We start from the raw sequence: 25,699 nt of genomic DNA, 5'->3' as shown, positions 1-25,699 counted from the left end.
CACGCATGGCCGATACGATGGTCGCCTCCGGGATACCCGCGGCGGATATAGACGAACCACCCCGCGCAAGCTCGTGGCTCCGCTACGCCGCGACGAAAGCCGGAGGCGCCCTCGTGTCGCTCATTATGGTGGTGGTGCTCGGCTTCTTTGCCTTCCGCATCCTGCCAGGTGACCCCGTTCGGTCAATGGCCGACGGGCGACGGGTGAGCGCAGAACAGATGGAAATCCTGCGGCAGCAGCTTGGCCTCGACCAACCGCTGCTCAGCCAGTTCTGGCGCTACCTCACCGACCTGGTTCAGGGAAACCTTGGTTTCTCGTACACCTTTAACGAGCCGGTCGCCCAGCTGATTGGCGACCGGCTCGGGCCGACCCTCCTGCTCACCGGAACGGCTGCGGCCCTCTCCGTTGTGCTTGGCCTCTGGCTCGGCCAGCGGGCGGCCTGGAAACACGGCAGCATGTTCGATAAGGTCCAAACGGGAATCGCGCTGACCTTCTGGTCAGTGCCAACGTTCTGGCTAGGCCTGCTGCTGCTCCTCTTCTTCGCGGGAACCCTTGGCTGGTTCCCGACCGGCGGCATTGTCACGGCAGGGGCAAATAACGAGGGCTTCGCGGCCTTCCTCGACGTCCTCCACCACCTCGCACTCCCGGCCCTCACAATGACGGCGGTTGTGTACGCCCAGTACCTCCTCGTGATGCGAGCATCTCTCCTCGAAGAGATGACCTCCGATTACCTCACAACGGCACGGGCAAAGGGCCTCAGAGAAGACAAAGTGCGACGCCGCCACGCGGTCCCCAACGCGCTCCTGCCAACCGTCACGCTCATCTTCCTCACCCTCGGTGGCCTCATCGGCGGCGCGGTGACGGTTGAGACGGTCTTCTCCTGGCCCGGTCTTGGATTCTTGACGTTCCAGGCGCTGAGCGCCCCCGACTTCCCCGTGTTGCAGGGAACATTTGTTGTCTTCTCGGCAATCGTCATCCTCATGAATTTCATTGCAGACCTGGTCTACCGGGTCCTCGACCCAAGGTTGCGCACCGCATGACGACTACACGAACATTCTCAGGACCCCGCAAGGTCAACGTTGCTGCCGCACGGCGGCGCCAGCGGGCCGCAGAAGTATGGCGGGAGTTTCGTTCCCACCGCTCAGGCCTGATCGGCCTTGTCATATTGCTTATCGTCATCGCCCTTGCGGTGCTTGCCCCGATTCTGTTCCCGGCAGAGCTGCTCGACGTGACAAAGCTGGACAACCCGCAGAACGCGCCGCCATCATGGGCTTTGCCACTCGGCACAGACCCAGCGGGTCGAAGCGTCCTCGTCATGCTTGTTTGGGGAGCCAGAGTCTCGCTGCTTGTTGGCTTCGCGGCAACGCTCGTCTCCATGGTGATCGGCACGGTCATGGGTATGGCATCCGGACACTTCCACGGCATCACGCAGAGCGTGCTCATGCGAGTTATCGACTTCTTTCTTGTTGTTCCGTCACTCGTGCTTGCCATTGTGTTGTCAAGCGTGATTGGCCCTGGCGTTGTCACCATCGTGATCGCGATCGGCGTGACCTCGTGGGCATCGACCGCTCGTGTGGTTCGCTCACAGACCCTCACGGTTGAGTCTCGTCCCTACATCGAACGCTCGTGGGCGCTTGGTGCGAGCCACTTTCACGTCATCAGCAAGCACGTCCTTCCTGCGGTGCTCCCCCTCGTCCTTGCCAACACCACGCTCACGGTCGGTTCAGCAATTATTGCCGAGTCAACCCTTGCGTTCCTCGGACTCGGCGACCCCGGTTCCGTGTCGTGGGGCTCGATGCTCAAGCTCGCGCTCGATACCGGCGCTGCAACCGGCGGATACTGGTGGTACGTGCTGCCGCCAGGAATCGCGATTGTTGTTGTTGTACTCTCGTTCACCCTCGTCGGACGAGCCCTTGAATCCGTCATCAACCCAACGCTGCGAGGTCGCTGATGCCAAAGCTCACGTTCGATAACGTCAAAATCTCGTACACCACCCAAAAAGAATCAGGACGAGGCATCGTCAACGCCGTCAACGGCGTGAGCCTTGTGCTTGAGCCGGGCACAACACTCGGCCTTGCCGGCGAGTCCGGATGCGGAAAATCAACGCTTGCGATGAGCGTGCTCCGCCTCCTTCCCGCCAACGCAACTATCGAGGGCAAGATCCTGCTCGGCGACGAGTCGGTCGCCGATATGACGTGGGGCCGCCTGCGCGCGGTGCGCTGGACGGAAGCCTCAGTGGTATTCCAGGGGGCGATGCACTCGCTCAACCCGGTGCAGCGCATTCGCGATCAGATCAGCGAGGCGCTCATCCTGCACGCAACGGGAGACAGGGCAAAGTATAAGCAGGAGTCGGAACGGCTCACTCGAGTGAACGAGTTGCTTGCGTCGGTTGACCTCCCCCGTTCAAAAGGGGCCTCGTACCCTCACGAGCTCTCCGGCGGCCAAAAGCAGCGCGTCATGATCGCGATGGCCCTCGCGTGCGAACCAGACATCATCATCGCCGACGAGCCAACAACCGCGCTTGACGTGATCGTGCAGGCGCAGATTCTTGACGTCCTTGCCGAGCTCGTGCGCAGCCGCGGGCTCTCGTTGCTCATGATCAGCCACGACCTCTCGGTACTCGCGTCTACCTGCGAACGAATTGTTGTCATGCAGCACGGCGTAATTGTTGAGCAGGGTCCGTCTGCTGAGGTGATGGCTAATCCCCAGCATCCGCACACCAAAGCGCTTGCCGCTGCGTTCCCCACTATCGGCGATTGGTCCTCGCGGCTCTCGCTTCCCGGCTACACCGCTGACAATGCTCCAGGCCCAGACGGGCCACTGCCGGAAGAAAGCGTTGCAATCTCCCCACCAACCGCCATGCTTGACCTCGGCGAGGGTGTACTCGCGGCTCGCGGCCTCACCGTCCAATTTGGGAGGGGCGAACGCGGCCACACCGCCGTAGACAACGTCGACCTCACGTGCCGTCCTGGCGAAATTATCGCATTGGTTGGCCAGTCGGGGTCGGGAAAGACGACGCTCGCCCGCACCATCCTTGGCCTGCAGCAGCCAACCTCAGGTGATGTGCTGTACCGGGGCAAACCGCTCTCCCATAAGCGTCGCGACCTCAAGCAGTACCGCAGCAAGGTGCAGTTTGTGTTGCAGGACCCGTCGGCCGCGCTCAATCCGAGGCATTCCGTATACGAAGCCGTTGCCGAGGGCCCGCGTCTCCACGGCATGAAGGGCGACGAGAGCGAGATCGTGGCCAGCGCGCTCACCGCTGCAGAGCTCACTCCGCCAGAAAAGTATTTTCAGGCCATCCCCCAAGAGCTTTCCGGCGGTCAGCGGCAGCGAGTTGTTATCGCCGGCGCGCTCGCCCTCGGACCAGAATTCATTGTGGCTGACGAGCCTGTTGCAAGCCTCGACGCCTCCGTGCGTGCCGAGGTACTCGCGCTCCTGCTTCGACTCAAATGCGAGCTTGGCCTCGGCGCCCTCGTCATCACCCACGACCTCGGCCTCGCCTGGAACATCGCCGACCGCGTAGCCGTCATGTACCAGGGCAAAATCGTGGAACACGGAACCGTTGAGGATGTCCTGCTCGACCCCCAGCACGAATACACCCGTCGACTCCTCTCCGTTGTGCCCTCGCGCAACATGCGAGAGACGAACGTAGCCGACACGACCGAAAGCACCCCGTTATGAGCACTTCGACCGTGACACGTTCAGCGGTTGCTACGCTTCGACCGCTACAGGCTGGCGACAGGGTTGGCCTCGTTGCAACGTCAAGCCAGTGTAAAGCAGAGCTTGTTGACGCCTCCGTCGAGCTGCTCACTCGCTGGGGGCTCGTGCCCGTGCTTGGCGAGCACGTTCTGGCGAAGCATCCGAGGGCAGACTATCTCGCTGGCACCGACGAGCAGCGGGCATCCGACCTCACCGCGGCGTGGACCGACGACTCCCTCGCTGCTGTCTTCTGCGCGCGCGGCGGCTACGGCTCGGTTCGGATGATCGATTATCTCGACCCGGCCGTTCTCCGCTCGGCAAGCCCAAAGCTGCTCATCGGGTCCTCCGATGTAACGGGAGTCCACGAGTTCTGGGAACAGAAACTCGGGCTGCCCACCTGGTTTGGCCCCATGCTCGCTACCGATGAGCTGCTCTCAGATGAGGCAAACATCCGGATGCTGCACGACGCTCTCTTCACCAAGGCGTCCGGCCAGGTCATTACGGCACCCGACGCGGTTTCGCTCGTAGGCGGCGAGGTCACGGCACCGCTCACCGGCGGCAACATGAGCTTGCTGGCGATGACCAACGGTGCCAAAACCCAGCCAGCCGCACGCGCAGCAGGCAAGATCGTGCTGCTCGAGGATGTGACCGAGAGCCCGTACCGCCTTGACGGCCTCGTCACCTCGCTCCTGCGCTCCGGCTATTTTGACGGTGCGGTTGGCATCGCCCTCGGCACCTGGAAAGAGTGCGGCCCACCAGAAGAGGTGCGTGCGCTCATGGAAGAACTCCTTGTCCCGCTTGGTCTTCCGCTGGTCTGGGGGCTCCCGTTTGGACACGGCCCCAACGTCACAACGGTGCCTCTCGGACTGCGAGCGACCCTGTCCGCCGACGACCACCCCAGGATCACCGTTGTCTAGCCCGGCTCCCGCCCCAGGCATCATCAGCGACTACTCCGACGGCATCCCAACCGTTGCGTTCTGCTTGATTGAGCCGTCAGGCACGGTTCGGGCCGAGCGCGGCGCAGACATCCTGTTCTACTCAGCCTCAACGATCAAGCTTGGAGTGCTCATCGCGGCCCTCCGCGAGGTCGAGCGAGGCAGACTCAGCCTCGACTCCCCCATCGTGGTCAGCCACACCTTTACGAGCGCGGCGCCCGGTGGCGGAACCTATCTCATGGAGGCGGAAGAAACCGACCCTGGCATGGCCGCTGTTGGCCAGTCGATGCCGCTCGCAGACGTGCTCCGCCGCATGATCGTTGTCAGCGCGAACTGCGCGACCAACCTCGTCGCGCAGACCATTGGCCTGACCTCGGTGAACGAACTGTTTGCCGATGCCGGCGCCGCGCACACCGTCATGGGACGCCCGTTCAGCGATGGTGAAGGGCTCCGCGCAGGGCTCACCAACGCCACAACCGCCCGCGATCTTGCAACGCTCATGCACCTGCTCTGCGCTGGAGCACTCCTCAACGCTCAACTCACCGAGATTGCCCTTGGTCTCCTGCGAGCGCAAGAACTCCCCGCTATCGGCGTCGAAGTTGATGCGGTTGCGGCTCGCGATGGCGGCTCGCTCGACTGGGGCAGCAAATCCGGCGCGGTCACCGGCATCGAACACGACGTCGCCTTCTTTGGACTCCATGGAACTCCTCCCTACTCGCTTGCCGTCTGCACGCGGGCCTACGCCGAAGCCGAGGGCGTCGAAACGATCAAAGCCGTCGCTTCATCGACCATTCAGTTAACGGCGCTGCTGCCGTGACCGACAAGCCCCCTGTCATCGCCTTTTGTCTGCTCGACTCCAGCGGCGCGATCCTCGCAGCCCGCAACGAGAAACGCGTGTTCTATGCGGCAAGCACCATCAAGCTTGGCGTGGCAATCGCGGTCCTCCGCGCGGTTGATCGTGGCGACCTCAGCCTCACCGCTGAGGTGCCAAGTCGGCATCAGTTCGAGAGCCGAATGCAGGAGGCGCCCCCGTTTGAATTTGTCCCTGGCGAGATTGACGAGGGATTCCCTCCCGCTGGGTCGCCGGTGACACTTGCCACCTGTCTTGAACGGATGATTACGGTCTCCTCAAACGAGGGCACCAATATCCTCACCGAGCTGGTTGGGCTCGACGCCGTCACCAACGCCTTCGCCTCGCTCGGTGCTACTACCGCTCGCATGACTCGGCTCATTGGCGATTACTCGGCGCGCGAGGCCGGTTACACTCACGAGGCATCCGCGCTCGATCTTGCCACCACAATGCAGGCGATCTGCTCGGGGAACGCTTGCTCTCAAGACTCAACGAGCCTGCTCCTCGACCATCTGCGCGCTCAAACCTATCCGGTGATTACCGCGGTCGTACCAGCGAACACTGATAGTGGCAGCAAGAGCGGCTGGGTCACCGATATCGAACACGACGTTGCCTTCATCGGCACGCCTGGCGACCCGACGAGCGCGATGCTCGCTGTCTGCACCGAAGGCCTCGCGCCCGGTCCAGCGCACGAAAGCATCCGCGGAGTTGCCGCTGCCCTCATGCGCTCACCTCGGACCCCTCCAGAACCCTAGCCCCTCTCCCCTCACCGCTCGAAGGAGCCCCTATGAAGCACTCACAGCACGTCCTCGTTGTTGGCGGCGGACTCATCGGCCTCTGCACCGCCTACGCACTCCTCCGTGACGGACATACGGTCACCATCGTGGAACGGGCAACCCTCGGCTCGGGAGCGGCACAGGGAAACGCCGGCGAAGTGACCCCGCTTCAGGTCACGCCACTTGCAAGCCCAAACACGGTCAAAGACATCGTTGCCGGTGTCCTCACCAAGTCTTCGTACCTGTCCATTGCAAAGCGGCAACTCCTCGGGCTCTCCGGCTTTGGGCTTGGGTTCATTCGTTCGGCAGGTAAAGCGCGAACTGCCGCAGCCCTCAAAGCGTTTGGGCAGCTCGCCGACGGAATCTTCCCATCGCTCGACAGCATGACGGCCGACGGAATCGATACGTCAGGCGGCGGTGAGGGGTTTTTGTTTACCGCGACTTCACTGATTGAGCTTGAAGCTGCCTATGCAAGCTTCACGAGCAGGGCATCCGCGGCGGCCAATAATCTCCCAAACCCCATCATGCTCGACGATGAACTGCACCAGTTCGAGCCGACGCTCGCGGACACCGTACGGGGTGGGTTCCTGCTTCCGGCAGAACGATATCTCTCACCGATGAAATTTGTTGCGAGCCTCATCCGCTATGTCACCGCAAACGGGGCAACCGTGCACGAGCACACCCCGGTGCGCCGGCTCACGGAGGCAGGACAACGCCCTGGAGTTATTGTCTCCGGTCAGGACGGAACCGAGCAGACGCTCAACGCCGATGCTGTGGTCATTGCCGCTGGAGCCTGGACTTCGGCGATTCTCACCGGCACCCGCACAACGGTGAAGGTCGTTTCCGGCAAGGGATACAGCTTTACGGTTCCCGTCGAGCGGATGCCAAACACGCTCATCCACTCGGTTGATCGACACTGTGTGTTCACCCCTATGGACGGGGCGCTTCGCGTTGTTGGCATGATGGAATTTGACGGCCGACCTGAACAGCTCAACGCCGACAGGATCAGCTACCTCATTCGAGCCGCTACCGGAGTCCTCACCGGCGCTCACTGGGTGGAGCGAACGGATGAGTGGGTTGGGCCGCGCCCAATGACCGCAGACGGTCTCCCCGCTATCGGTCCGGTCAGGGGCAGGCAAGCAACCTACGTTGCTACCGGGCACAACATGCACGGGCTCTCGCTCGGGCCGATTACCGGCGACCTGGTTGCCCAGTTGGTTGCTGGCGATCCCGCCACGGTCAACGGCAGGGCGATCGACCTCGCCCCGTTCTCAGCGACTCGCTCATAGCCACAGTAGTTCTTGCGTTCACCAGGTCACCGTGGTGTCTAGTGCTCGGAGACCCGCAGGATTAGGGTTGGTCTCACATCCGATGCACAGGGGGAACCAACCGTGAACGATTCGAAAAAGCCCGCCAAAAACTCGCACTCTGGTTTTAGCGCAGAAGAGCGCGCCGCCATGAAAGAACGAGCCAAAGAGCTGAAGGCCGCCGAGAACGAAGCGGAGTGGGAGCGCGACGTACTCGAAAAAATCTCAGAGATGCCCCCGTCTGATCGCAGCATCGCCACCAAAATTCATGAGATTGTGGCGGCAAATGCGCCCCAGCTCAAACCCAAAACCTGGTACGGGATGCCAGGCTACGCAAAAGACGGAAAAATCGTTTGTTTCTTCCAGGCTTCCGAGAAGTTCAAAACTCGCTACTCAACGCTCGGCTTCAACGACATTGCTGAGCTCGACGACGGCAGCATGTGGCCAACCGCCTATGCCATTACCAAGCTCACCCCTGCAAACGAGGCGGCAATCGCAACCCTCGTCTCGCGGGCGGCGGCCAAGAGCTAACGGCAAACCTCCCGAACCCGCTAACCCGCTAACGCTCGCACGGGTTTGCCCACACACACGCACTCGCCATTTCCAACTGCCTTCCAAATTCACCCGAACCGGGTGTAGCTCCTCGCCCCCGTCAGACCCAAACTGTGACGAGGCGACGCGTATGGAGATGCTTCGCCTCACGTTCCGATCAGAAGGAGATGCACATGCCCGGCGGACAACCCAATATTCTGGTCATCTGGGGAGATGACATTGGCATCACCAATCTCAGTTGCTACAGCGACGGGCTCATGGGGTATCGAACCCCAAACATCGACCGCATCGCCGAAGAGGGAATGAGATTTACCGATTCTTACGGCGAACAAAGCTGCACCGCAGGACGTTCGTCGTTCATCACCGGGCAAAGCGTCTTTCGTACTGGGCTGAGCAAAGTTGGAATCGCGGGCGCTGACCTCGGTCTGCGCGCTGAGGACCCCACCATTGCCGAACTTCTCAAAGTACACGGATATGCAACGGGTCAATTCGGAAAAAACCATCTCGGTGACAAAAATGAGTTTCTGCCAACGGTGCACGGCTTTGACGAGTTCTATGGCAATCTCTACCATCTCAACGCAGAGGAAGAGCCCGAAGCAGCAAACTGGCCGTCGCCGAAAGAATTTCCGGAGTTTAACAAGAGGGCTCGTCCGAGAGGGGTTATTCATTCCTGGGCGACGGAAGTGCAGGACGACACCGTCGACGGCCGTTATGGCCCACGCGGCAAACAACGTATTGAAGATACAGGCCCGCTGACCAGAAAGCGGATGGAAACTATTGATGAAGACTTCGCCGAGGCAGCGCAAGACTTCATCGGCCGAGCGGTGAGCGCAGAAACCCCCTTCTTTGTATGGATGAACACCACACACATGCACTTCCGCACCCATCCAAAACCCGAAAGCATCGGGCAGGCTGGCCGTTGGCAATCCGAATATCACGACACGATGATCGATCACGACCGTGTCGTCGGCTCCCTCCTTGATCAGCTCGACGAACTCGGTATCGCCGAAGACACCATCGTGATCTACTCAACAGATAACGGGCCACACATGAACACGTGGCCAGACGGGGGGATGACCCCGTTCCGAAGCGAGAAAAACACCAACTGGGAGGGTGCCTTCCGCATCCCCGAGATGATTCGCTGGCCAGGGCACATCGAAGCAGGAGCGGTCTCAAACGAAATCGTTCAGCACCACGACTGGCTGCCAACCTTCCTCGCGGCCGCCGGAGACACCAGCACGGTTGAAGAACTCAAAGTTGGCAAAACAATCGGCGATCGCACGTATAAAGTGCACATCGATGGCTACGATTTATTGCCCTACCTCACGGGAGAGGTCGAGACGAGCCCCAGGAAAGGGCTGGTCTATTTCTCTGACGATGGCGATGTGCTTGCCCTCCGCTTTGATAACTGGAAAGTTGTCTTCATGGAGCAGCGAGTACAAGGAACCCTGCAGGTATGGATGGAACCGTTCGTCCCGCTCAGAGTGCCAAAGCTCTTCAACCTCCGAACCGACCCGTTTGAACGAGCGGACGGCACCTCAAACACCTATTTCGATTGGCTTTTTGACAACGACTATCTCATTTTTGCGGCCACCTCGATTGTCGCTCAGTTCTTAGCCACGTTTGAGGAGTTCCCGCCCAGACAAAAAGCTGCCACCTTCAGCATCGACCAAGTTGTCGATAAGTTGCAGGCCTTCCTCGCCGGGGGTGATTAAGCTGAGTCTCGGCACAGCAGCAAGCGTTGATCTCACCAGTTTGGTCTGGGTTGATGGCGGCGAGTTCACAATGGGTTCTGACCACCACTACCAGGAGGAAGCCCCGGCTCACCGGGCCAGAGTCGCTGGGTTCTGGATCAGTCCTACCACCGTAACCAATCGAGAATTTGCTAATTTTGTGCGGTCTACCGGCTACGTCACGGTGGCAGAACGCCCACTGGATGCGTCGGATTTTCCGGATGCTCCCGCCGAGAACCTCCTTCCAGGTTCGATGGTGTTTACCGGGACAAGCGGACCGGTAGATCTGCGACACCTCAGCCAGTGGTGGGCTTGGACCCCCGGAGCAAATTGGCGGCGCCCCTTTGGCCGCGGCTCCTCGATCGGCGAACGCGCAGAGCATCCTGTGGTTCATGTCGCGTACGAGGACGCTGAGGCCTACGCAACCTGGGCTGGGATGCGACTCCCAACAGAGGCGGAATGGGAGTTTGCCGCACGCGGTGGTTATGACGGCAAGGATTTCACGTGGGGCAGCGGAAGCGAGCCCGACGGGGCAAGGCTTGCGAATTACTGGCACGGCGAGTTCCCCTGGCGGGCGCTTCCCGGCTACGGCTCAACCGCACCAGTCGGGTCCTTCAGCCCAAACGGTTTTGGTCTTTTTGATATGGCGGGGAACGTCTGGGAATGGACAGCCGATTGGTATCAGGGGCATGAGAGCGGCGGCGGATGCTGTGCCCCGGCAAACCCAACCGGCGGCACCCGCGAAGGCAGCATTAACACTGCCGAGCAGTTTGAGGTACCCCGAAAAGTAGTCAAGGGCGGTTCGTTTCTCTGCGCTGATAGCTATTGCCTTCGCTATCGGCCTGCGGCACGGAGGGCTCAAATGATCGATACCGGAATGAGCCATATCGGATTCCGGGTGGTAAAACATACTGGATCGATAGACCCAACAGGACGATAACGCAGAGGTGGTCGGAGCGTCCTCCTTGTTCATGCTAGAGTTACTTCTTGTGCCGCGGGGTGGAGCAGTTCGGTAGCTCGCCGGGCTCATAACCCGGAGGTCGTAGGTTCAAATCCTGCCCCCGCAACGAAAATAGCATCGTGGCAAAAGCAGTCCCGTCCTCAGCAGAGGTCGGGACTGCTTCGTTTAACCATGAGATGCTCTTTCCCAAGCAGATAATATCTGGACATCATGACGCCAGCCGCACCGATAGAACACGAGATGAGAACCGCTTCCCATCACATCGTTCTGGTGGGGAGCCCTCATTCGTCCGAGTTCTGGAACGGCCAAGCAAGTCGTTCAGACATGAGGTATCAGGGCTAGATAGTTGCCAGTTCGCTACCCATTCCGCTCGGGTTGATGGGGGGACAACACATCCGAGCGGAATGAGTAACTTGATCGGAGAAGAACTCCGTCATTAAAGAAGAGGCACACTGCCTTCAGTTCTTACATCGTGACGTACCCAACACATGCAAACGGTCGGCCTCATCGTTTCGCACGCAGCCGATTGCGCATCCCCTTGCTCCAGAGCGGAGTCACTGAATACGCTCAGAGGCGGTGACCCCTAAGCCAACAAACGGCGTTGAATCACATCTCGACATTGCATCTCGACCTTACAAACCGGCCTCTGCAAACCAATCCCGGCCAACCGACCTCAGCAAACCGACCCCGACTAAGACGCGGATATTGGTTGCGCGACGGCATAAACATTGCCGCGACCGCTCTCTTCTTTCAACACAAACGCAGCGGGCATCCTCGGAAGAATTCAGCAGGTGAACGCCAACCAGCCCCTACAGCCTGACGCACCGCTGCGTTTAGTGTTTTCCCAAAGTCGGTCACCTGTTTCTACACCCGAAAACCCAAGAATGGGTGGTCGCGAACGAATAACTAGGGGTAGATACCCCCAAAAGTAAGTACCCGAAGAGACTTTTGTCCGCTCATTCAGCTACACCCCCAACACTCAGGGCCGAGCCGAATTCACCAAGCACAGCGCCCAACGATTCGATACTGAGATCGAGGCCGCCAATCATTTCACCGCCGGCGTTCAGACCAACATGAACCCAAACCGCCGCTTGCGCGGGTCGCTCTCGCCACAGCGTAGCGACACACTCAACACCCCGTCGCCGACCACCGACGAGCTGAACAGCCGGAACAACAACGCCTTCACTGACATGAACTCGATCCGCAAGAAGGTCATCTTTTCGATGCCCCCCAACACACCAATCGGGGCAGATATCTGCCCACCACGGCCCAAAATTCCGCTCTACGCCAGCATCAAACCCCGCTACCACACCCATAACCGTCACTCCTTGTATCCGTCATTGTTCACCTCAGTTTCGTCATCAGGCACGTTCCCCCCATTAGAACAGACACCAACGACAACCACACCCCACCCCACCCTCAATCTCCCCCAAAAACCTTCAACCTTCGATCATCCATTCGCGATTGTCGGAATTGAGGTTTACACTCGTTAAATCGAACATATATTCGAATGTTTTCAAGGGGGCCATCATGCGCACAGTAATCGACGAACAGGTTCAAGTCTGGACCAACGAAGCAGGCACCCCTCTTCGCATGGTGTGGCGAGGTCGAAGGTACCTCGTCACAGACAAACCAACGCCCTGGGTCGATCGACACCCGTGGTGGACTCCCGAGAACTACGCGCCAAGACACACCAAACGCACCGACGGTCGCCATTCGATCACCGAGCAACGCATCGACCTCGTGAAATGGCGTTTTCAAGCAACCCCTGTCGATGAGGGCGAAAGCATCGTCGTCGACGTTGCGAAGCATTCCGAAACGGGATTCTGGTCGCTCACCGAGTCATTCAGCTAGCTCATGAACAGCTTCACCCACCTCCACGTTGCCTCGGCATTTTCCGCCCACCACGGCACTGCACGACCAGAAGCGCTTGTGCAGCTTGCGGCTGAAACAGGCACAGGCGATACAACAACAAAGCCGAGGCTTGCCCTCACCGACAAAAACGGGCTCTACGGAGCAATCAGACATGTCAGAGCGTGCATCAGCGCAAACGTTGACCCCATCGTCGGCGTTGAGCTACACGTGATCTCGCCAAGCGGTTCCATCGATCCGGTTGTACTCCTCGCGCACGGGCACAACAACGGAACCGGTTGGGCATCTCTGTGTCGGGCTATCTCAGCCGCTCACTCACCGCGCAGGGCTGGCGACCTCACCAAACACGCAACACCAAACATCACCGTTGCTACGCTCGCGAGTTTTGTACGCGCAAACGATGGCAAAGACGCTGGGGCTACAGATGCAGACACCATAACCGTCTTGCTCGGGCCGTCCTCTAATGTCGGCGCAGCGCTTGCCAACAATAATTACCGCCTGGCGCGCACCTATTTACACGAGTGGCAGCACGTCTTTCCAACGTCGCTCGCCATAGAAATCGTGTGTCACTTCACAGAGCCAGGCAACGCGTATTCTCTCGACCACGCCGCAGCCATGCTCGAGCTCGCAGACGAGCTCAATATCACCACAGTACTTACCAACGCAGTACGCTATGGCGACCCATCCGAGGCACTCACCGGCGATATTCTCGATTCCGCAGACCAGCTCCTCCCACTCAGCGAGTTTTCCCCTCAACCGAACGGCCAAGCTTGGCTGAAGCCGCCCACAAAAATGCGAGCTGTCGCTCAGCTCATCGTCAGCGCCTCAAATCTGAGAAACGATACGGTCAATCAGCTCCTTCACAGCACTGAGGCCCTCGCCGAACGCTGCGTGCTCGATCCCAGCACCGACCTCGATTGGCAGCGCCCAAAGATCCCAGAACTCAGCAGCATTGGCCTCACCGGAGATCCGCTGCAAATACTCGTTGAGCGATGCCGCTCCGCGATCTACGAGCGCTACCCCACTGCCTCAGCAGCGTTCCTCAGTACCATTCACGGCCGCCTCGACGAAGAGCTTGCGACCATCCATGGATTTGGGTTTGAGTCGTATTTCCTCACAGTGGCCGATGTCTCTTCACTCATCCGGTCTCTCGGAATCCGAAACCAGGCAAGAGGATCAGGCGCAAGCTCGATCGTCAATTATCTCCTCCGGGTAAGTTCCGTTGACCCGCTCGAACACGATCTGCTCTTCGAACGATTCCTTGGCAAGCGGCGAAGCACCCTGCCCGATATCGACATCGATGTGGAGTCAGCTCGCAGACACGACATCTACCGGGCCATTTTTAATCGCTACGGAGAAAACCGCACAACCCTCCTCTCCATGCAAAACAAATATCGAGCACGCGGCGCTGCACGCGATGCAGGGCTTGCCCTTGGCCTTGAACAAGAACATATTGATTTTGTCGCCAAAAACATCTGGCGCTTCAACGCCAAAGACTTTCGTGAGGTGCTCAGCAGCAAACCAGAACTCGGGCCCGTCGCCGAGCTTGCTGCCCAGAACCCAAGCATCGATATGCTCATCGACCTCACCGAACGCCTAGACCGGCTTCCCCGCCATGTCTCTATGCATCCGTGTGGGGTCATCCTCGGCAACAGCGATTTGCTTTCGTATACTCCGGTCCAACCGTCAGGAATGGGCCTTCCTATGTCGCAGTTCGACAAAGACGACATCGACGATGCTGGGTTCATCAAACTTGATGTGCTTGGCGTCCGTATGCAATCAACCATCGGGTATGCGGTAGCCGAAATCGAGCGCATTCATGGGGCGGATGCCGCTGCCGCCGGCGGGATTCCAGGAGCAGCTGACTACTTCACCGGTCGAGGCAAGCTCGATATTGATGCGATCCCCCATGACGACGAAGAAACCTTCGAAGCAATCCGCAGTACCCACACGCTCGGCATGTTCCAGATAGAGTCGCCAGGCCAACGCGAGCTTGTTGGCAAAATGCAGCCGGATGTCTACAGCGATCTCATTGCCGATATCAGCCTCTTTCGCCCCGGTCCGATGAAGGGCAACATGGTCAAACCGTTTGTTGAGGTGAAGCAGGGCAAGCGAATGCCAGCAGTTCTCCATCCGTCATTCACCGATTTTCTCGCCGACTCTTACGGCGTTGTGATTTATCACGAACACATCATCCGCATCCTGTCTGCATGCATGGGCATCGACCTTGCCGCTGCCGATGAGCTCCGCCGACGCATGGAAAACAGCCACGAAACGATCGAGCAGCTCTTTCGAGAGCAAACCCTCGCCCACAACCTCAGGAAAATTCAAAACAACGCAGATCCTGACACAATCTTCAGCGACGAAGACATCGACCGAATCTGGGAGGTTGTTGCTGGGTTTGGGTCCTTCGGATTCTGTAAGGCACACGGAGCAGCCTTCGCCCTGCCCACCTACCAAACCGCCTGGCTTAAAACCCACTACCCTGCCCCCTTTCTCGCCGGCCTGTTTGAACACGACCCAGGCATGTACCCCAAACGCTTGCTCCTTGCCGAGGCCAGACGCATGGGCATCCCGCTGCTTCCCATCGATGTCAACGCCAGCAGCGATCAGTACCGCGTCGAGCCGCTACAGGTTCGCGTAGGGCGACGGGCGACCGCCGGTGATTACGGCATACGACTCTCTCTCGCCCATATCCAGGGACTCACCCGCGCCGAACTCGACCGACTGCTTGAACACCAGCCCTACGAATCCATCAGGGACCTCAACCTTCGCGCCCGCCCTTCGCGCCCACTCTTAAACCGGCTCGCAGCCGTTGGCGCCCTCGATTCCCTAGCGCCTAATGCAAACAGAGGGCAGATCATCGCGGCGGCCAGGGCCCTCGCCGCCGCGCCACGCAATAAACGAGCAGAGAGCAGCACCGAGCTCAAACTGGAGAACAGCCTCAACGCCGCAGCCAGAGGGAAGCTCCCCCAGGCCCGCACAGCGAGCACACACACCAGCCCAAGCGAAGGCGTTTTGGCGCCAAACGACAACCGCTCAGCCTCGGACTCAACCTCAACCTCGACCTCGACCTCGACCTCGACCTCGACCTCAGCATCCCCTGCCGCCACAACGGGCAATGCCGCGGAACACGAACGTTTCGACGAGAGCCAGGAAACCGACGCCACCGCCACCGCCACCGCCACCGCCACCGCACGAGACTGCAACATCGATCCCGGCGCACGTCAAACCAGCGAACCACAAGCCATCGGCCCCGACCTTGGCTCGCACCTGGAATTTGACATTTGGGGCGACCTCTCTTTTGCTCCAGCCGCAGATGTACCGGTTGCTGAACGAGTTCGGGCAGAGCTCGACGCGCTTGGCCACGAAATCAGTGAACACGTCATCGAGTCTTACCGCCCCCTCCTGGACCAGCTCGGCGTGATCCCGGCAGAACAGCTGCTCCTCTTACCCGATAACAGCAAGGTTGTGGTTGCCGGCATCAGAGTGGCAACACAAACTCCTCCAATGCGCAACAACAAGCGAGTGGTCTTTATCTCGCTTGACGACGGCACGGGATGCTCAGACTCAACATTCTTTGAAGAGGCACAAAGCACCGCAGGCCCGCTCCTGTTTGGCACTCGCCTCATGGTGATCGCAGGGACAACTCGCCGAGCAGGAGCAAAGGGCGTCTCCATCCAAGCCACAAACGCTTGGGATCTCACCCAACTCTGGGCAAATCACACAGCCGCCAACACTGCGGAACCGCTGGGTAACCGATCCAACGAATTCAACGAAGAACCTGATTACAACACCGACCCAGGGTATGACGAATACGCGGTAGCGTAGCCCCCCCCCCCCCCCCTCAACAAGAGCTCAGAACTCAGGTAACCACGAGTATGTGTGACAACCACGGCCGGTCACAACCACCGCTCGTCAGGACTACCGCATGTCAGGACCGTCGCACGTCACATTGATTGCAGGGCTGCGTCCGCTGCGCACCAACCAGCCCAACAAACCCAACGTGCTCAACATGCTCAACATGCTCAACATGCTCAACAATCAAAACAAAAATCCCCCTCAGCCGTTGTGTGGACGGGCTAAGGGGGAAGCAAAAAGCAATGCTCAACGACGCTGTTTGGCAGGTGCTCAGTAACCCGATTCTTGGTCAGCAGGCTTACGACTTGGTGTCGTATTTGGTCGGGATAGCGAGACGCTGCCCCGGCTCGATGTCGGTGCTCGTGAGCTGATTCAGGGAGACAATGTCACTAATAACATCGCGAGGATCGCTACTCGGGTCAAGGTCACTTGCCAGCGACCACATGCTCTCACCTGCGTTGACGGTGACATAGTTGAACGAATTGTCGGAAGCGCCGGACGAGGCGACAGCCGCGCCTGAGACGAAGAACACACCGCACATGCCGACAAGCAGCATGAGAACGGTCACGCCGAGGGTCACCACGACGCGCCCGCGTCGAGTGAGGCGCAGCCGAGTGTGAGCTACCGTGACGGAGCCGTCAGCAGCGGACGCTTGAACCATGCGACCAGCAGCAACAGAATCGTAGTAGCCGTTGCCGTAGTTCGCGTCGAGAACGCGCTCTGAAACCAAGCTGAGGTGCTGCGGTCGGGTCTGACCGAACTGCCGTGATTTGGTTGCCATGCTCATGATGTTCCTCCTTCGAGAGATTCGCATGTTGCCCTCGGCCGGGAGGGCCACATGCGAATCTATGTTTCGAATCTATATTCGATTGTTCGAATAATCAAGCTGAAATTCGAATATCTTCAAATTAATTACTGCGACACTCGAACATACGTTTGCCGTGACGTCAAAAACTCGGTACAGTTTCGAATATCTCAAGCCCCTCGACTGGGGCAGTGAGATAACTCAAACAGCAACCACTGACATTTGAGTTTTTGCAGTCGCTATCGCTGAGTTATCGGCACAGACGTCCGCGATACATCAGAAGCACGACCAGACGGAGGACCCGATGAGCGAAACAGGCGAGACGCAGAGCGCACGCCCCACCACCCGTCGGCGCAAAAGCCTCAGCGACAAACAGATCGCCATTCTTGAGGTCATCCAACAATCAGTCAGCAGGCAGGGATACCCGCCAAGCATGCGCGAGATCGGCGACGCAGTCGGCCTCAAATCGCTCTCGAGCGTCACCCATCAGCTCAATCAGCTTGAGCTGAGCGGATACCTTCGCCGAGACCCCAACCGCCCGCGCGCGCTCGAAATCCTGATTGAACTCCCAAGCCCGACTCCTGCGGGCAACCCAGCGATTGGTGATGATGGCGACGTCACTCCCCACCAGAGCGGCCACAGCGGGTCAAACATCATTGGAGACGCGGCGATGGTTCCCCTTGTGGGTCGCATCGCTGCAGGTATCCCAATTACAGCAGACCAGATGATCGACGAGGTCGTCCCCCTTCCCCGGCAACTCGTTGGCAAGGGCGAGCTGTTCATGCTCAAAGTCGTTGGTGAATCAATGATCGACGCCGCCATCTGCGACGGTGATTTTGTCGTGGTTCGACAGCAGCAGACCGCCGAAAACGGCGATATTGTGGCCGCAATGCTCGACGATGAGGCAACGGTGAAGGTGTTTCGCCAGCGTGACGGTCACACGTGGTTGCTCCCCCGCAACACGGCATTCGAGCCAATTCTTGGCGACTACGCACAGGTGCTTGGCAAGGTCGTCGCGGTACTCCGCTCGCTGTAGTGGGTACGTGCGCCGAGAACAGTACGCCTGTTGCGCAGCGCAACGCAAAACATCCGCTTGATAGCTCGCATCGTGTGCCCAGCTCCTCAGCCAAACACATCAACAGGGCCCTATCCTCAGTGAGGATAGGGCCCTGTTGATATTCAACGGGCCGTCTACACGGCCCAGTTCGCACCGCCTTAGACGCGCGCTGCCCGCGTCGCCTCAAGGATGTTCCGGAGGCTGGCCGCTGTCTCGTCGTATCCACGGGTCTTGAGTCCGCAGTCAGGGTTGATCCATACCTGGCTGGCAGGGATCTCACCGAGCGCGGTGGTGATGAGTTCTGAGATCTCGTCAACGCTTGGTACACGGGGCGAGTGAATGTCGTAGACACCGGGTCCGATTCCGTGGTCAAAACCACTCGCCTTGATGTCGTGCACAACGTCCATCTTGGAGCGCGCGGCTTCGATGCTTGTCACATCGGCGTCCAGCGCCCTGATGGCATCAATGACAACCCCAAATTCGGAGTAACACAGGTGCGTGTGAATCTGCGTCGCATCTGCGGCGCCTGCCGTCGCGAGACGGAAGGAGTCAACCGACCACTTCAGGTACTCCGGCTGATCTGCTACCTTCAGCGGCAGCAACTCACGAAGCGCGGGCTCGTCGACCTGAATGATGCCGATACCTGCAGCCTCAAGGTCAGCAATCTCGTCCCGGAGGGCGAGTGCGACCTGGTTGGCGGTTTCTTCGAGGGGCTGGTCGTCGCGCACAAACGACCAGGCAAGAATGGTGACCGGTCCCGTGAGCATCCCCTTCACCGGCTTCTCGGTCAGCGATTGTGTGAACGCGCTCCACTCAACGGTAAACGGAGCTGGACGTGACACGTCTCCCCAGAGCAGCGAGGGCCTGGTTGCTCGGGTTCCGTATGACTGCACCCAGCCGTTGGCGGTGACATCAAAGCCGTCAAAGTTCTCTGCGAAGTACTGCACCATGTCGTTACGCTCCGGCTCACCGTGAACCAGTACGTCGAGACCGATATCTTCTTGCAGATCGACTACGTTGCGGATTTCATCACGAAGGAACTCGTTGTACTGCTCCTGCGTGATGTCACCCTTCACAAACGCGGCGCGGGCTTTGCGGATGTCGCCCGTCTGTGGGAACGATCCGATAGTGGTCGTTGGCAGGTCGGGCAGGTTGAGCGCTGATGCCTGGGCTGCGACACGAGCGTCGTAGTCTCCTCGGGAGAAATCCGATTCGGTTAGCGCGGAGGTGCGGGCCCGAACGGTGTTGTCCTTCACGCCAGGAGCAGAGAGACGGTCAGCAAGTGCCGTTGCAGAGGCGTTCAATTCGTCGCCAATGGATGCACGGCCCGCTTCGAGCCCGCGAGCCAGCGTCGCAATCTGCCCAACCTTTTGCTCAGCAAACGCGAGCCAGCTTTTGAGGCGATCGCTGAGGTTTGGCTCGTCATTCACGTCGTGCGGCACGTGCTGCAACGAGGTAGAACTCGCCACCGCGATACTGGGGCTGAGCTTGCTGAGCGCTTCGAGCTTCTCGAACGCAACACCAAGGTCTCCGCGCCAGACGTTGTGGCCGTCAACGACCCCGCCGACCAGGGTCTTTGTTTCGAGACCTGGGACTGCCGCCGGCACGTCTCCGCGGACAAGGTCGAGGCCAATTGCTTCAACTGGCGATGCGGCGAGCACTGGCAGCGCATCGTCGAGGGCTGCGTACGGGGCAGCGACAAACAGCTGTGGACGGTTGATCGCTGAGCCGAGCGCCTGGTACGCCACCGCGGCGGCATCCAGGACTACGGAGCGCTCCTCGTCGATACTTTCGCTTACGAGCCCGGGTTCGTCAAGCTGCACCCATTCGGCGCCAGCATCCTTCAGCCGTCCGAGGAGCTCGGTGTAGACGGGGAGCAGGTCTGCGAGGCGCGAAATTGGCCGGAACCCAGCTGGCGCACTCTCGCTCGGCTTACTCAACAGCAAAAATGTGACCGGTCCGACGATAACGGGACGTGTGAGGTAGCCCTGCGCTTTGCCTTCTTCAAACTGCCGCACAATGCGATCTGAGGCCAGGTGGAAGTTCGTCTCTGGGCCAATCTCTGGCACAGAGTAGTGATAATTCGTGTCGAACCATTTGGTCATCTCGACAGGAAGGTGCTCGTCTTCTCCACGCGCGATCGTGAAGTAGCCTGGCAGGTCAACCTTGCCGACGGCATCCTCGAGATACGCAAACCGGGCGGGCGTTGCCCCAACCGTGACCGCCGCGTCGAGTACCTGGTCGTAGTAGCTGAACGATTCAGGGATGGCTGAGCCAACTGGGTCGAGTCCGAGGGAGGCAAGGCGGTCGCGGGTTGCGGCACGCAGCTCAGCGCTGACTCGTTCCAGTTCGGCGAGGTCGATTCCGCCCTTCCAGAATGATTCGACGGCGCGCTTGAGCTCACGCCGGCGGCCGATTCGTGGGTAGCCAAGGACAGTGCCGGTGGGAAACGGGGATGTTGTGCTCATGCGAGTTCCTTTTCAAATGGGTGGTTGGTAAGCAGCCCGAGTTCGCGGAGCACCGCGAGCACGGATTGGTGTCTGTTGAAGGTATAAAGGTGGATGCCGGGCGCGCCCTCGCTCACCAGCCGCGAGGCGAGCCCAACGGTGTGCTCAACCCCGCATTCGGGGCCGTAACCGCCAGCGGCTTCTAGTCGAGCAAGCAAATCGTCCGGGGCCTGCTCCCCCGCAAGTTCCGCGACTTTGAGCAACTGGGCGGAGGTTGAAACGGGCATCAGGCCTGGAAGGATGGGAATACGCACGCCGGCGCGCGATGCCGCATCAACAAACCGCAGGTAATCGTCCGCGTGGAAAAACAGCTGGGTAATCGCAAAGGCTGCCCCGGCATCCTGTTTGGCGAGCAACACGTTGATGTCATCGTTGATCGTCTCGGAGCGCGGGTGCTTATTCGGGAACGCCGCAATACATACTCGGCCCGTTGCCCCCGATTGCCGTTTCAGAATCGATTGGATGAGGTCAACAAATTCAACGGTGTTTGGGACTTCGCCAAGCTCAACGTCTGCTTCGGAGACACCACGAGGCGGGTCACCTCGCAGGGCAAGGAAGTCGTAAACTCCTGCCTGCCAGAAGTCAGCAACAAGTTGCTCAATTTCTGCTTTGGATGAACCGATTGACGTGAGGTGCGCAAGTGGTCGCGCTTCGGTGTGTTGTTTGATGTATTTGAGCAGGTCAAGGGATGCGTCCCGGCTCGAGCCGTTCGCCCCGTAGGTCACCGAGATGAACTCAGGTCCAGAGGCGGCAAGGTGCTGGACGGTGTGTCCGAGTGCAAGGGCGGCCGCGCTGCTTCTGGCAGGAAACACCTCGTATGAAAAGGGAACGCGTTGTGGTTGTCCCCCTGTTGCCGTCGCTGCCGAACCTTCTCCGCCGACGGTTATGCTGCTGGAACAGCCCCCGGCACTCACAGTCCGCCCTGCCAATCGACTCGGTTGCCAAGGGCTTCTGCGGCCCGCTCAGTACCACGAACTCTGGCAGTGATTTTTGCAAACGCAATCTCGCGGGCGGCATCCGGCGAACCGTGCCTCGGCTTATCGTCAATGCTGAACGGCGAGAATCCGCAGTCGTCAGTTGATCCGAGGCGATCAGCTGGAATGAACTGCGCTGCGGCAAGCAGTTGTGCCGAGACTTCGTCTGCCGTCTCGATTCGCGGGTCTTTTGGATTGGTCACACCGATTAACACCTGTTGTTCAACCCCGTCGGCCTCGTCTCGAAGGTTTGTGCCGATGAGCTCGTAGACACGTTCCCGTTCGGGTTCGCTCGCGAGCTGCACGAGGAAGTAGCCGGCGTTGAGCTGGAATAGTTCGGGGAGCAGCTGAGCGTAATCGACGTCCGCGCTGTGGGCAGAATCAAAGTCGCTGCCTGGGCAGGTGTGCAACCCGATGTTGCTTCGTTCCTCGTGGCTAAAGCGGTCAAAAACTCGGTTATTGAGCTCGATGAAGTCCCCGAGTAGTTTGCGACCCGTCCACGGATTGCGAGCATCGTTGCGGAGGGCAAGCCTGCCTTCGGTGAAGTCAAGCGAAACACGGGTAGCTCCTGCGGCAAACGTCAGCCTGATATCGCGTTCGCACTCGTCCACAAGGTCGTCAAGAAACTGTTCCCGCGAGTAGCCGTCGAGTTGACCATCAAGCGGATACAGCAGCGAAAGCAACGACGGAGCAATCGCTGCCTGCTTCAGGGGCAACCCGGTGAGCGGTCGAGCCGCGCTCACGTTATCAGCCGCATAGCCTCTGTATCGGAAGGGACCAGCGGTCAACCGAGGGAGTTGCCGGTGATGGCCGTCCTCGAAGATGGCAAAATACTGGCCGTCGAGCGAGAGGTTCTCACTGAGCCCCGCTCCGCCAAGAGTGTCTGCGAAGGGGTAGGTGGCAAAGCTTGAGGCCCGTTGCTCGCCGTCGGTGATGAGCGGCGAACCCGTCGCGGCAAAGCGCTCAAGAGAATCGATCACCGCAGCATCCTGCTCGGCTTGCAACTCATCTGCGTCAACAAGGCCGCCATCAAAATCGATGAGGGCGCTCTGCAGGCGTGCCGGTCGCGGCAACGAGCCGACGGGTTCGGTACGGAAGGTCAACGGATGCTCCAGGGGCTAGTGCCGTTGAGGCATCCGCGCACGCACGACCCAACGACAGACGAGTCTGTCTGGGCGGGTGCCGGGCTCGGCTTTCGCTCCAACACACACAAATCATTATCGTGTGTGGGTGCCATGCTAGCAGCGGATTTACGGCCGACAACAGTCGTGTGACGCACTGTGACGCTTCATGACTGGCGACCAGTTGGCACACCGAGCCTGCGTCTCGGGAATCCCCTGAACTTCGCGGTTTCTCGGCCAGATGGGTCGTCGAGCCCCATGGATTGTTACGAGGCGTCTATGCAACCAAGCGGCGAACTCGCAAGACCCTGAATCCTTTACTCGTCGCCGTGCGATCGACCGAAAACTCGTCAGAGAGTTCGGTCTCTAGCCACTTCTGTAGCGAGTCAGAGCCAAGGTTGCGCTGCACAACAAGGTAGGCATCGGCACGATCGTGCAGGCGAGGAAGCCAGTGCAGCAGCATTTCGTGTAAGACGTTTTTACCAACCCTGATGGGTGGGTTCGACCAGATTGCGTCAAAGCGAATGTCATCTGGCACTTCGTCTGGTTTCACTGCTCGAACGTTGGTGAGACCAAGGGCCTCTGCGTTGAGGCGCACGAGGTCAAGGGCACGATCGTTCACATCAACGGCCCATACTGTGCTCTCGGGAGACTCAAGTGCGAGCGTCAGACTAATGGGCCCCCAACCGGCTCCAAGATCAAGCAGGTTGCCGGATGCCGGAGGCTCTGGCGCGTACTTGAACAGTACTTCTGTACCTTGGTCAACATGGTCGGGGCTGAAAACACCGCCAGCGGTTGTCAGTTCGTAGGTGGTACCGGAGAGCTGGGCCCGTATTGTTTTGGGGCGAAAGTCGCTTCCGGGAGCTGAACTGAAGTAGTGATCATCGGCCATTCCTCCAGTATCCCAGACTCACACGACCACCGCCTGCCTGGCACCCTCACAACCCAATCGCGATCGGTTTCTCACTCACGGCTGTGGATTCGGCACATTTCCGCGTAATTTGTAGGGTCTGAACGGCCAATAACGGGTATCCTTATGCATAATGACTCAACCTTTTGACACCTCAGATCAGCCCTCGAACGACGAGACCACCGCCGACCAGCCAGCGAGCAATGACCCACGCTCAGCCGCAAACGACGCTGCTGTCGCTCGGGTGCTCGCTCACGCAAATTCCTCTGCTTCCGGCTTTAGCGTCTTCCGCGAAGGAGGCGCCCAAGCCCTCGACAGAGACAACGCCCGTCACACCTCCAGTAGTACCGACGGCGACCAATTCGATCGAGAAGACCGAAACGCCCTCCGACGCGTCGCAGGCCTCTCCACTGAGCTCGAAGACGTCACTGAGGTCGAATACCGGCAGCTGCGCCTTGAAAACGTCATCCTGATTGGGGTCTACTCGCAGGGGTCCCTCAACGACGCAGAAAATTCGATGCACGAACTTGCCGCTCTTGCTGAGACGGCCGGTGCAAATGTGCTGGATGGGCTGCTCCAGCGACGTCCATACCCGGACCCAAGCACCTACCTCGGCAAGGGAAAAGCGATCGAGCTTCGTGACTCCGTCGCTGCCCTCGGCGCAGACACCGTCATCGCTGACACCGAGCTTTCGCCAAGCCAACGACGTGCTCTCGAAGACGTGGTGAAGGTCAAAGTAATTGACCGCACCGCCGTCATTCTCGATATCTTCAGCCAGCACGCCAAGAGCCGAGAGGGTAAAGCTCAGGTTGAGCTCGCCCAGCTTGAGTATCTCCTCCCCCGCCTTCGTGGCTGGGGTGAGTCGATGTCTCGCCAGGCAGGTGGCCAGGTCGGTGGTGCCGGCGCAGGTATGGGTTCGCGTGGACCAGGTGAAACCAAGATTGAGCTCGATCGGCGACGCATCCACATCCGCATGTCGAAGCTACGCAAGCAGATCGCGGCCATGGCTCCTGCACGAGAGGCAAAGCGCGCGAACCGCAAGCGCAACTCCGTGCCCTCCGTCACGATTGTGGGCTACACCAACGCGGGCAAATCCAGCCTCCTCAACCGCATCACGAGCGCAGGGCTCCTCGTCGAAAACGCATTGTTTGCAACGCTCGATTCAACCGTGCGTCGAAACGAAACCGCAGACGGGCGTGAGTACACGCTCGTTGATACGGTTGGTTTTGTCCGCAACCTTCCCCACCAGCTGGTCGAAGCGTTCCAGTCCACGTTTGAGGAAGCACGCGATGCCGATCTCATCGTCCACGTTGTAGATGCGTCTCACCCAGACCCGGCAAGCCAGATTTCGACGGTACGCGAGGTGCTTGGCGAAGCTGGAGCGCGGGATGTCCGAGAGCTTGTCGTGTTTAATAAGGCCGACCTCATTAATCAGGCCGATACCATGATGCTTCGTGGTCTTGAGCCAGACTCGATGTTTGTCTCAGCGCGTACAGGCGAAGGCATCGAGTCGCTTCTCTCACGCATTGACGAGCTCCTACCAGACCCATCCGTAGACCTCACGGTTGTCATCCCGTTCGACCGGGGCGATCTTGTCGCAACAATGCACAAGGAGCACCGCGTGCTCGAGACAGACTATGACGAGGATGGCACGGTTGTGCACGCACTCGTCTCGCCAGAATTCGCGGCTCAGCTTGAGCCGTTCCGTCGACTCGCAGCGATCGAATAACTGCATCTATTTGTGAGTTTCTGCGCGATCTACTCAGAATTGCAGCAGAA

21 protein-coding genes and 1 tRNA gene are annotated in these 25,699 nt (G+C 59.5%); 16 read left to right on the top strand and 6 right to left on the bottom strand.

Annotated features, from left to right (window positions below; translation table 11 throughout):
• Positions 1-5 precede the first annotated feature (5 nt).
• The 11 genes from FHX76_RS00495 (at position 6) to FHX76_RS00445 (ending at position 10,919) form a co-directional block, all read left to right on the top strand.
• Positions 6-1,040, top strand: a complete 1,035-nt coding sequence (locus FHX76_RS00495) for an ABC transporter permease (protein WP_167146478.1) — start codon at positions 6-8, stop codon at positions 1,038-1,040.
• Positions 1,037-1,951 (top strand): ABC transporter permease, encoded by a 915-nt coding sequence (locus tag FHX76_RS00490; RefSeq protein WP_167146475.1) that lies wholly within the window; start codon positions 1,037-1,039, stop codon positions 1,949-1,951. The genes FHX76_RS00495 and FHX76_RS00490 overlap by 4 nt, the downstream gene beginning before the upstream one ends.
• The gene (nikE, locus tag FHX76_RS00485; protein ID WP_167146472.1) at positions 1,951-3,681 is read left to right on the top strand and encodes a nickel ABC transporter ATP-binding protein NikE; all 1,731 of its coding nucleotides are present in this window, start codon (positions 1,951-1,953) and stop codon (positions 3,679-3,681) included. Before FHX76_RS00490 ends, nikE begins: the two co-directional genes overlap by 1 nt.
• Positions 3,678-4,616 carry a S66 peptidase family protein gene (locus FHX76_RS00480; RefSeq protein ID WP_167146470.1) on the top strand — a complete coding sequence of 313 codons (939 nt, stop codon included), beginning with the start codon at positions 3,678-3,680 and terminating at the stop codon, positions 4,614-4,616. The genes nikE and FHX76_RS00480 overlap by 4 nt, the downstream gene beginning before the upstream one ends.
• Positions 4,609-5,451, top strand: coding sequence for a serine hydrolase (locus FHX76_RS00475; protein WP_167146467.1), 843 nt, complete (start codon positions 4,609-4,611; stop codon positions 5,449-5,451). The genes FHX76_RS00480 and FHX76_RS00475 overlap by 8 nt, the downstream gene beginning before the upstream one ends.
• A complete protein-coding gene (locus FHX76_RS00470) occupies positions 5,448-6,239 on the top strand; it encodes a serine hydrolase (protein WP_167146465.1) in 792 nt (263 codons plus the stop codon). The genes FHX76_RS00475 and FHX76_RS00470 overlap by 4 nt, the downstream gene beginning before the upstream one ends.
• A gap of 32 nt (positions 6,240-6,271) precedes the next feature.
• Positions 6,272-7,549 (top strand): NAD(P)/FAD-dependent oxidoreductase, encoded by a 1,278-nt coding sequence (locus tag FHX76_RS00465; protein WP_167146462.1) that lies wholly within the window; start codon positions 6,272-6,274, stop codon positions 7,547-7,549.
• 102 nt (positions 7,550-7,651) lie between these two features.
• Entirely contained in the window at positions 7,652-8,098 is a 447-nt protein-coding gene (locus FHX76_RS00460; protein ID WP_341777815.1) for an iron chaperone, read from the top strand.
• 194 nt (positions 8,099-8,292) lie between these two features.
• Positions 8,293-9,834: an arylsulfatase gene (locus FHX76_RS00455; protein WP_167146459.1), complete on the top strand. Its 1,542-nt coding sequence runs from the start codon at positions 8,293-8,295 to the stop codon at positions 9,832-9,834.
• Positions 9,827-10,792, top strand: a complete 966-nt coding sequence (locus FHX76_RS00450; protein ID WP_341777814.1) for a formylglycine-generating enzyme family protein — start codon at positions 9,827-9,829, stop codon at positions 10,790-10,792. The genes FHX76_RS00455 and FHX76_RS00450 overlap by 8 nt, the downstream gene beginning before the upstream one ends.
• A gap of 53 nt (positions 10,793-10,845) precedes the next feature.
• Positions 10,846-10,919 (top strand) — tRNA-Met (locus FHX76_RS00445).
• An 850-nt stretch (positions 10,920-11,769) separates the two neighbouring features.
• Here FHX76_RS00445 and FHX76_RS16815 read toward each other — a convergent pair.
• Positions 11,770-12,129 (bottom strand): DUF6907 domain-containing protein, encoded by a 360-nt coding sequence (locus FHX76_RS16815; RefSeq protein WP_386762026.1) that lies wholly within the window; start codon positions 12,127-12,129, stop codon positions 11,770-11,772.
• 214 nt (positions 12,130-12,343) lie between these two features.
• Between FHX76_RS16815 and FHX76_RS00440 the strand changes: the two genes are divergently transcribed.
• From FHX76_RS00440 to FHX76_RS00425, 3 genes are all read left to right on the top strand, one after another.
• A complete protein-coding gene (locus FHX76_RS00440) occupies positions 12,344-12,667 on the top strand; it encodes a DUF6504 family protein (protein WP_167146456.1) in 324 nt (107 codons plus the stop codon).
• A gap of 3 nt (positions 12,668-12,670) precedes the next feature.
• Positions 12,671-16,516 carry a DNA polymerase III subunit alpha gene (gene dnaE, locus FHX76_RS00435; RefSeq protein ID WP_243848557.1) on the top strand — a complete coding sequence of 1,282 codons (3,846 nt, stop codon included), beginning with the start codon at positions 12,671-12,673 and terminating at the stop codon, positions 16,514-16,516.
• Between the two features lie 100 nt (positions 16,517-16,616).
• Positions 16,617-16,823 carry a hypothetical protein gene (locus FHX76_RS00425; protein WP_167146453.1) on the top strand — a complete coding sequence of 69 codons (207 nt, stop codon included), beginning with the start codon at positions 16,617-16,619 and terminating at the stop codon, positions 16,821-16,823.
• A 21-nt stretch (positions 16,824-16,844) separates the two neighbouring features.
• On the opposite strand, the gene FHX76_RS00420 is transcribed toward FHX76_RS00425, so the two are convergent.
• A complete protein-coding gene (locus FHX76_RS00420) occupies positions 16,845-17,333 on the bottom strand; it encodes a LysM peptidoglycan-binding domain-containing protein (protein WP_243848556.1) in 489 nt (162 codons plus the stop codon).
• 322 nt (positions 17,334-17,655) lie between these two features.
• On the opposite strand from FHX76_RS00420, the gene lexA reads away from it, so the two are divergent.
• Positions 17,656-18,387: a transcriptional repressor LexA gene (lexA, locus tag FHX76_RS00415; protein ID WP_167146450.1), complete on the top strand. Its 732-nt coding sequence runs from the start codon at positions 17,656-17,658 to the stop codon at positions 18,385-18,387.
• A gap of 179 nt (positions 18,388-18,566) precedes the next feature.
• Here lexA and metE read toward each other — a convergent pair whose 3' ends face one another.
• From metE to FHX76_RS00395, 4 genes are all read right to left on the bottom strand, one after another.
• Positions 18,567-20,876: a 5-methyltetrahydropteroyltriglutamate--homocysteine S-methyltransferase gene (gene metE / locus FHX76_RS00410; protein WP_167146447.1), complete on the bottom strand. Its 2,310-nt coding sequence runs from the start codon at positions 20,874-20,876 to the stop codon at positions 18,567-18,569.
• On the bottom strand, positions 20,873-21,829 hold the full coding sequence (locus FHX76_RS00405) for a methylenetetrahydrofolate reductase (protein WP_341777813.1): 957 nt from the start codon (positions 21,827-21,829) through the stop codon (positions 20,873-20,875). The genes metE and FHX76_RS00405 overlap by 4 nt, the downstream gene beginning before the upstream one ends.
• Positions 21,826-22,992 (bottom strand): uroporphyrinogen decarboxylase/cobalamine-independent methonine synthase family protein, encoded by a 1,167-nt coding sequence (locus FHX76_RS00400; protein WP_167146444.1) that lies wholly within the window; start codon positions 22,990-22,992, stop codon positions 21,826-21,828. Before FHX76_RS00400 ends, FHX76_RS00405 begins: the two co-directional genes overlap by 4 nt.
• A 295-nt stretch (positions 22,993-23,287) precedes the next feature.
• On the bottom strand, positions 23,288-23,902 hold the full coding sequence (locus FHX76_RS00395; protein ID WP_167146442.1) for a class I SAM-dependent methyltransferase: 615 nt from the start codon (positions 23,900-23,902) through the stop codon (positions 23,288-23,290).
• Between the two features lie 151 nt (positions 23,903-24,053).
• Here FHX76_RS00395 and hflX point away from each other — a divergent pair, with 151 nt between their 5' ends.
• Positions 24,054-25,649 carry a GTPase HflX gene (gene hflX / locus FHX76_RS00390; RefSeq protein ID WP_167146439.1) on the top strand — a complete coding sequence of 532 codons (1,596 nt, stop codon included), beginning with the start codon at positions 24,054-24,056 and terminating at the stop codon, positions 25,647-25,649.
• Positions 25,650-25,699: the final 50 nt, after the last annotated feature.

Source organism: Lysinibacter cavernae (assembly GCF_011758565.1).
GTDB lineage: Bacteria > Actinomycetota > Actinomycetes > Actinomycetales > Microbacteriaceae > Lysinibacter > Lysinibacter cavernae.
The sequence above is the reverse complement of the archived record's forward strand: the minus strand, read 5'-3'. Positions and strand labels throughout refer to the sequence as shown.

Excerpts from the sequence above, each read along its gene's own strand:
- FHX76_RS00440 (WP_167146456.1), top strand. The coding sequence starts at position 12,344 with ATGCGCACAGTAATCGACGAACAGGTTCAAGTCTGGACCAACGAAGCA.
- metE (WP_167146447.1), bottom strand. The coding sequence starts at position 20,876 with ATGAGCACAACATCCCCGTTTCCCACCGGCACTGTCCTTGGCTACCCA.
- FHX76_RS00465 (WP_167146462.1), top strand. The coding sequence starts at position 6,272 with ATGAAGCACTCACAGCACGTCCTCGTTGTTGGCGGCGGACTCATCGGC.
- FHX76_RS16815 (WP_386762026.1), bottom strand. The coding sequence starts at position 12,129 with ATGGGTGTGGTAGCGGGGTTTGATGCTGGCGTAGAGCGGAATTTTGGG.
- hflX (WP_167146439.1), top strand. The coding sequence starts at position 24,054 with ATGACTCAACCTTTTGACACCTCAGATCAGCCCTCGAACGACGAGACC.
- FHX76_RS00395 (WP_167146442.1), bottom strand. The coding sequence starts at position 23,902 with ATGGCCGATGATCACTACTTCAGTTCAGCTCCCGGAAGCGACTTTCGC.
- FHX76_RS00490 (WP_167146475.1), top strand. The coding sequence starts at position 1,037 with ATGACGACTACACGAACATTCTCAGGACCCCGCAAGGTCAACGTTGCT.
- FHX76_RS00425 (WP_167146453.1), top strand. The coding sequence starts at position 16,617 with ATGTCAGGACCGTCGCACGTCACATTGATTGCAGGGCTGCGTCCGCTG.
- FHX76_RS00480 (WP_167146470.1), top strand. The coding sequence starts at position 3,678 with ATGAGCACTTCGACCGTGACACGTTCAGCGGTTGCTACGCTTCGACCG.
- FHX76_RS00455 (WP_167146459.1), top strand. The coding sequence starts at position 8,293 with ATGCCCGGCGGACAACCCAATATTCTGGTCATCTGGGGAGATGACATT.
- FHX76_RS00420 (WP_243848556.1), bottom strand. The coding sequence starts at position 17,333 with ATGAGCATGGCAACCAAATCACGGCAGTTCGGTCAGACCCGACCGCAG.
- lexA (WP_167146450.1), top strand. The coding sequence starts at position 17,656 with ATGAGCGAAACAGGCGAGACGCAGAGCGCACGCCCCACCACCCGTCGG.
- FHX76_RS00495 (WP_167146478.1), top strand. The coding sequence starts at position 6 with ATGGCCGATACGATGGTCGCCTCCGGGATACCCGCGGCGGATATAGAC.
- dnaE (WP_243848557.1), top strand. The coding sequence starts at position 12,671 with ATGAACAGCTTCACCCACCTCCACGTTGCCTCGGCATTTTCCGCCCAC.
- nikE (WP_167146472.1), top strand. The coding sequence starts at position 1,951 with ATGCCAAAGCTCACGTTCGATAACGTCAAAATCTCGTACACCACCCAA.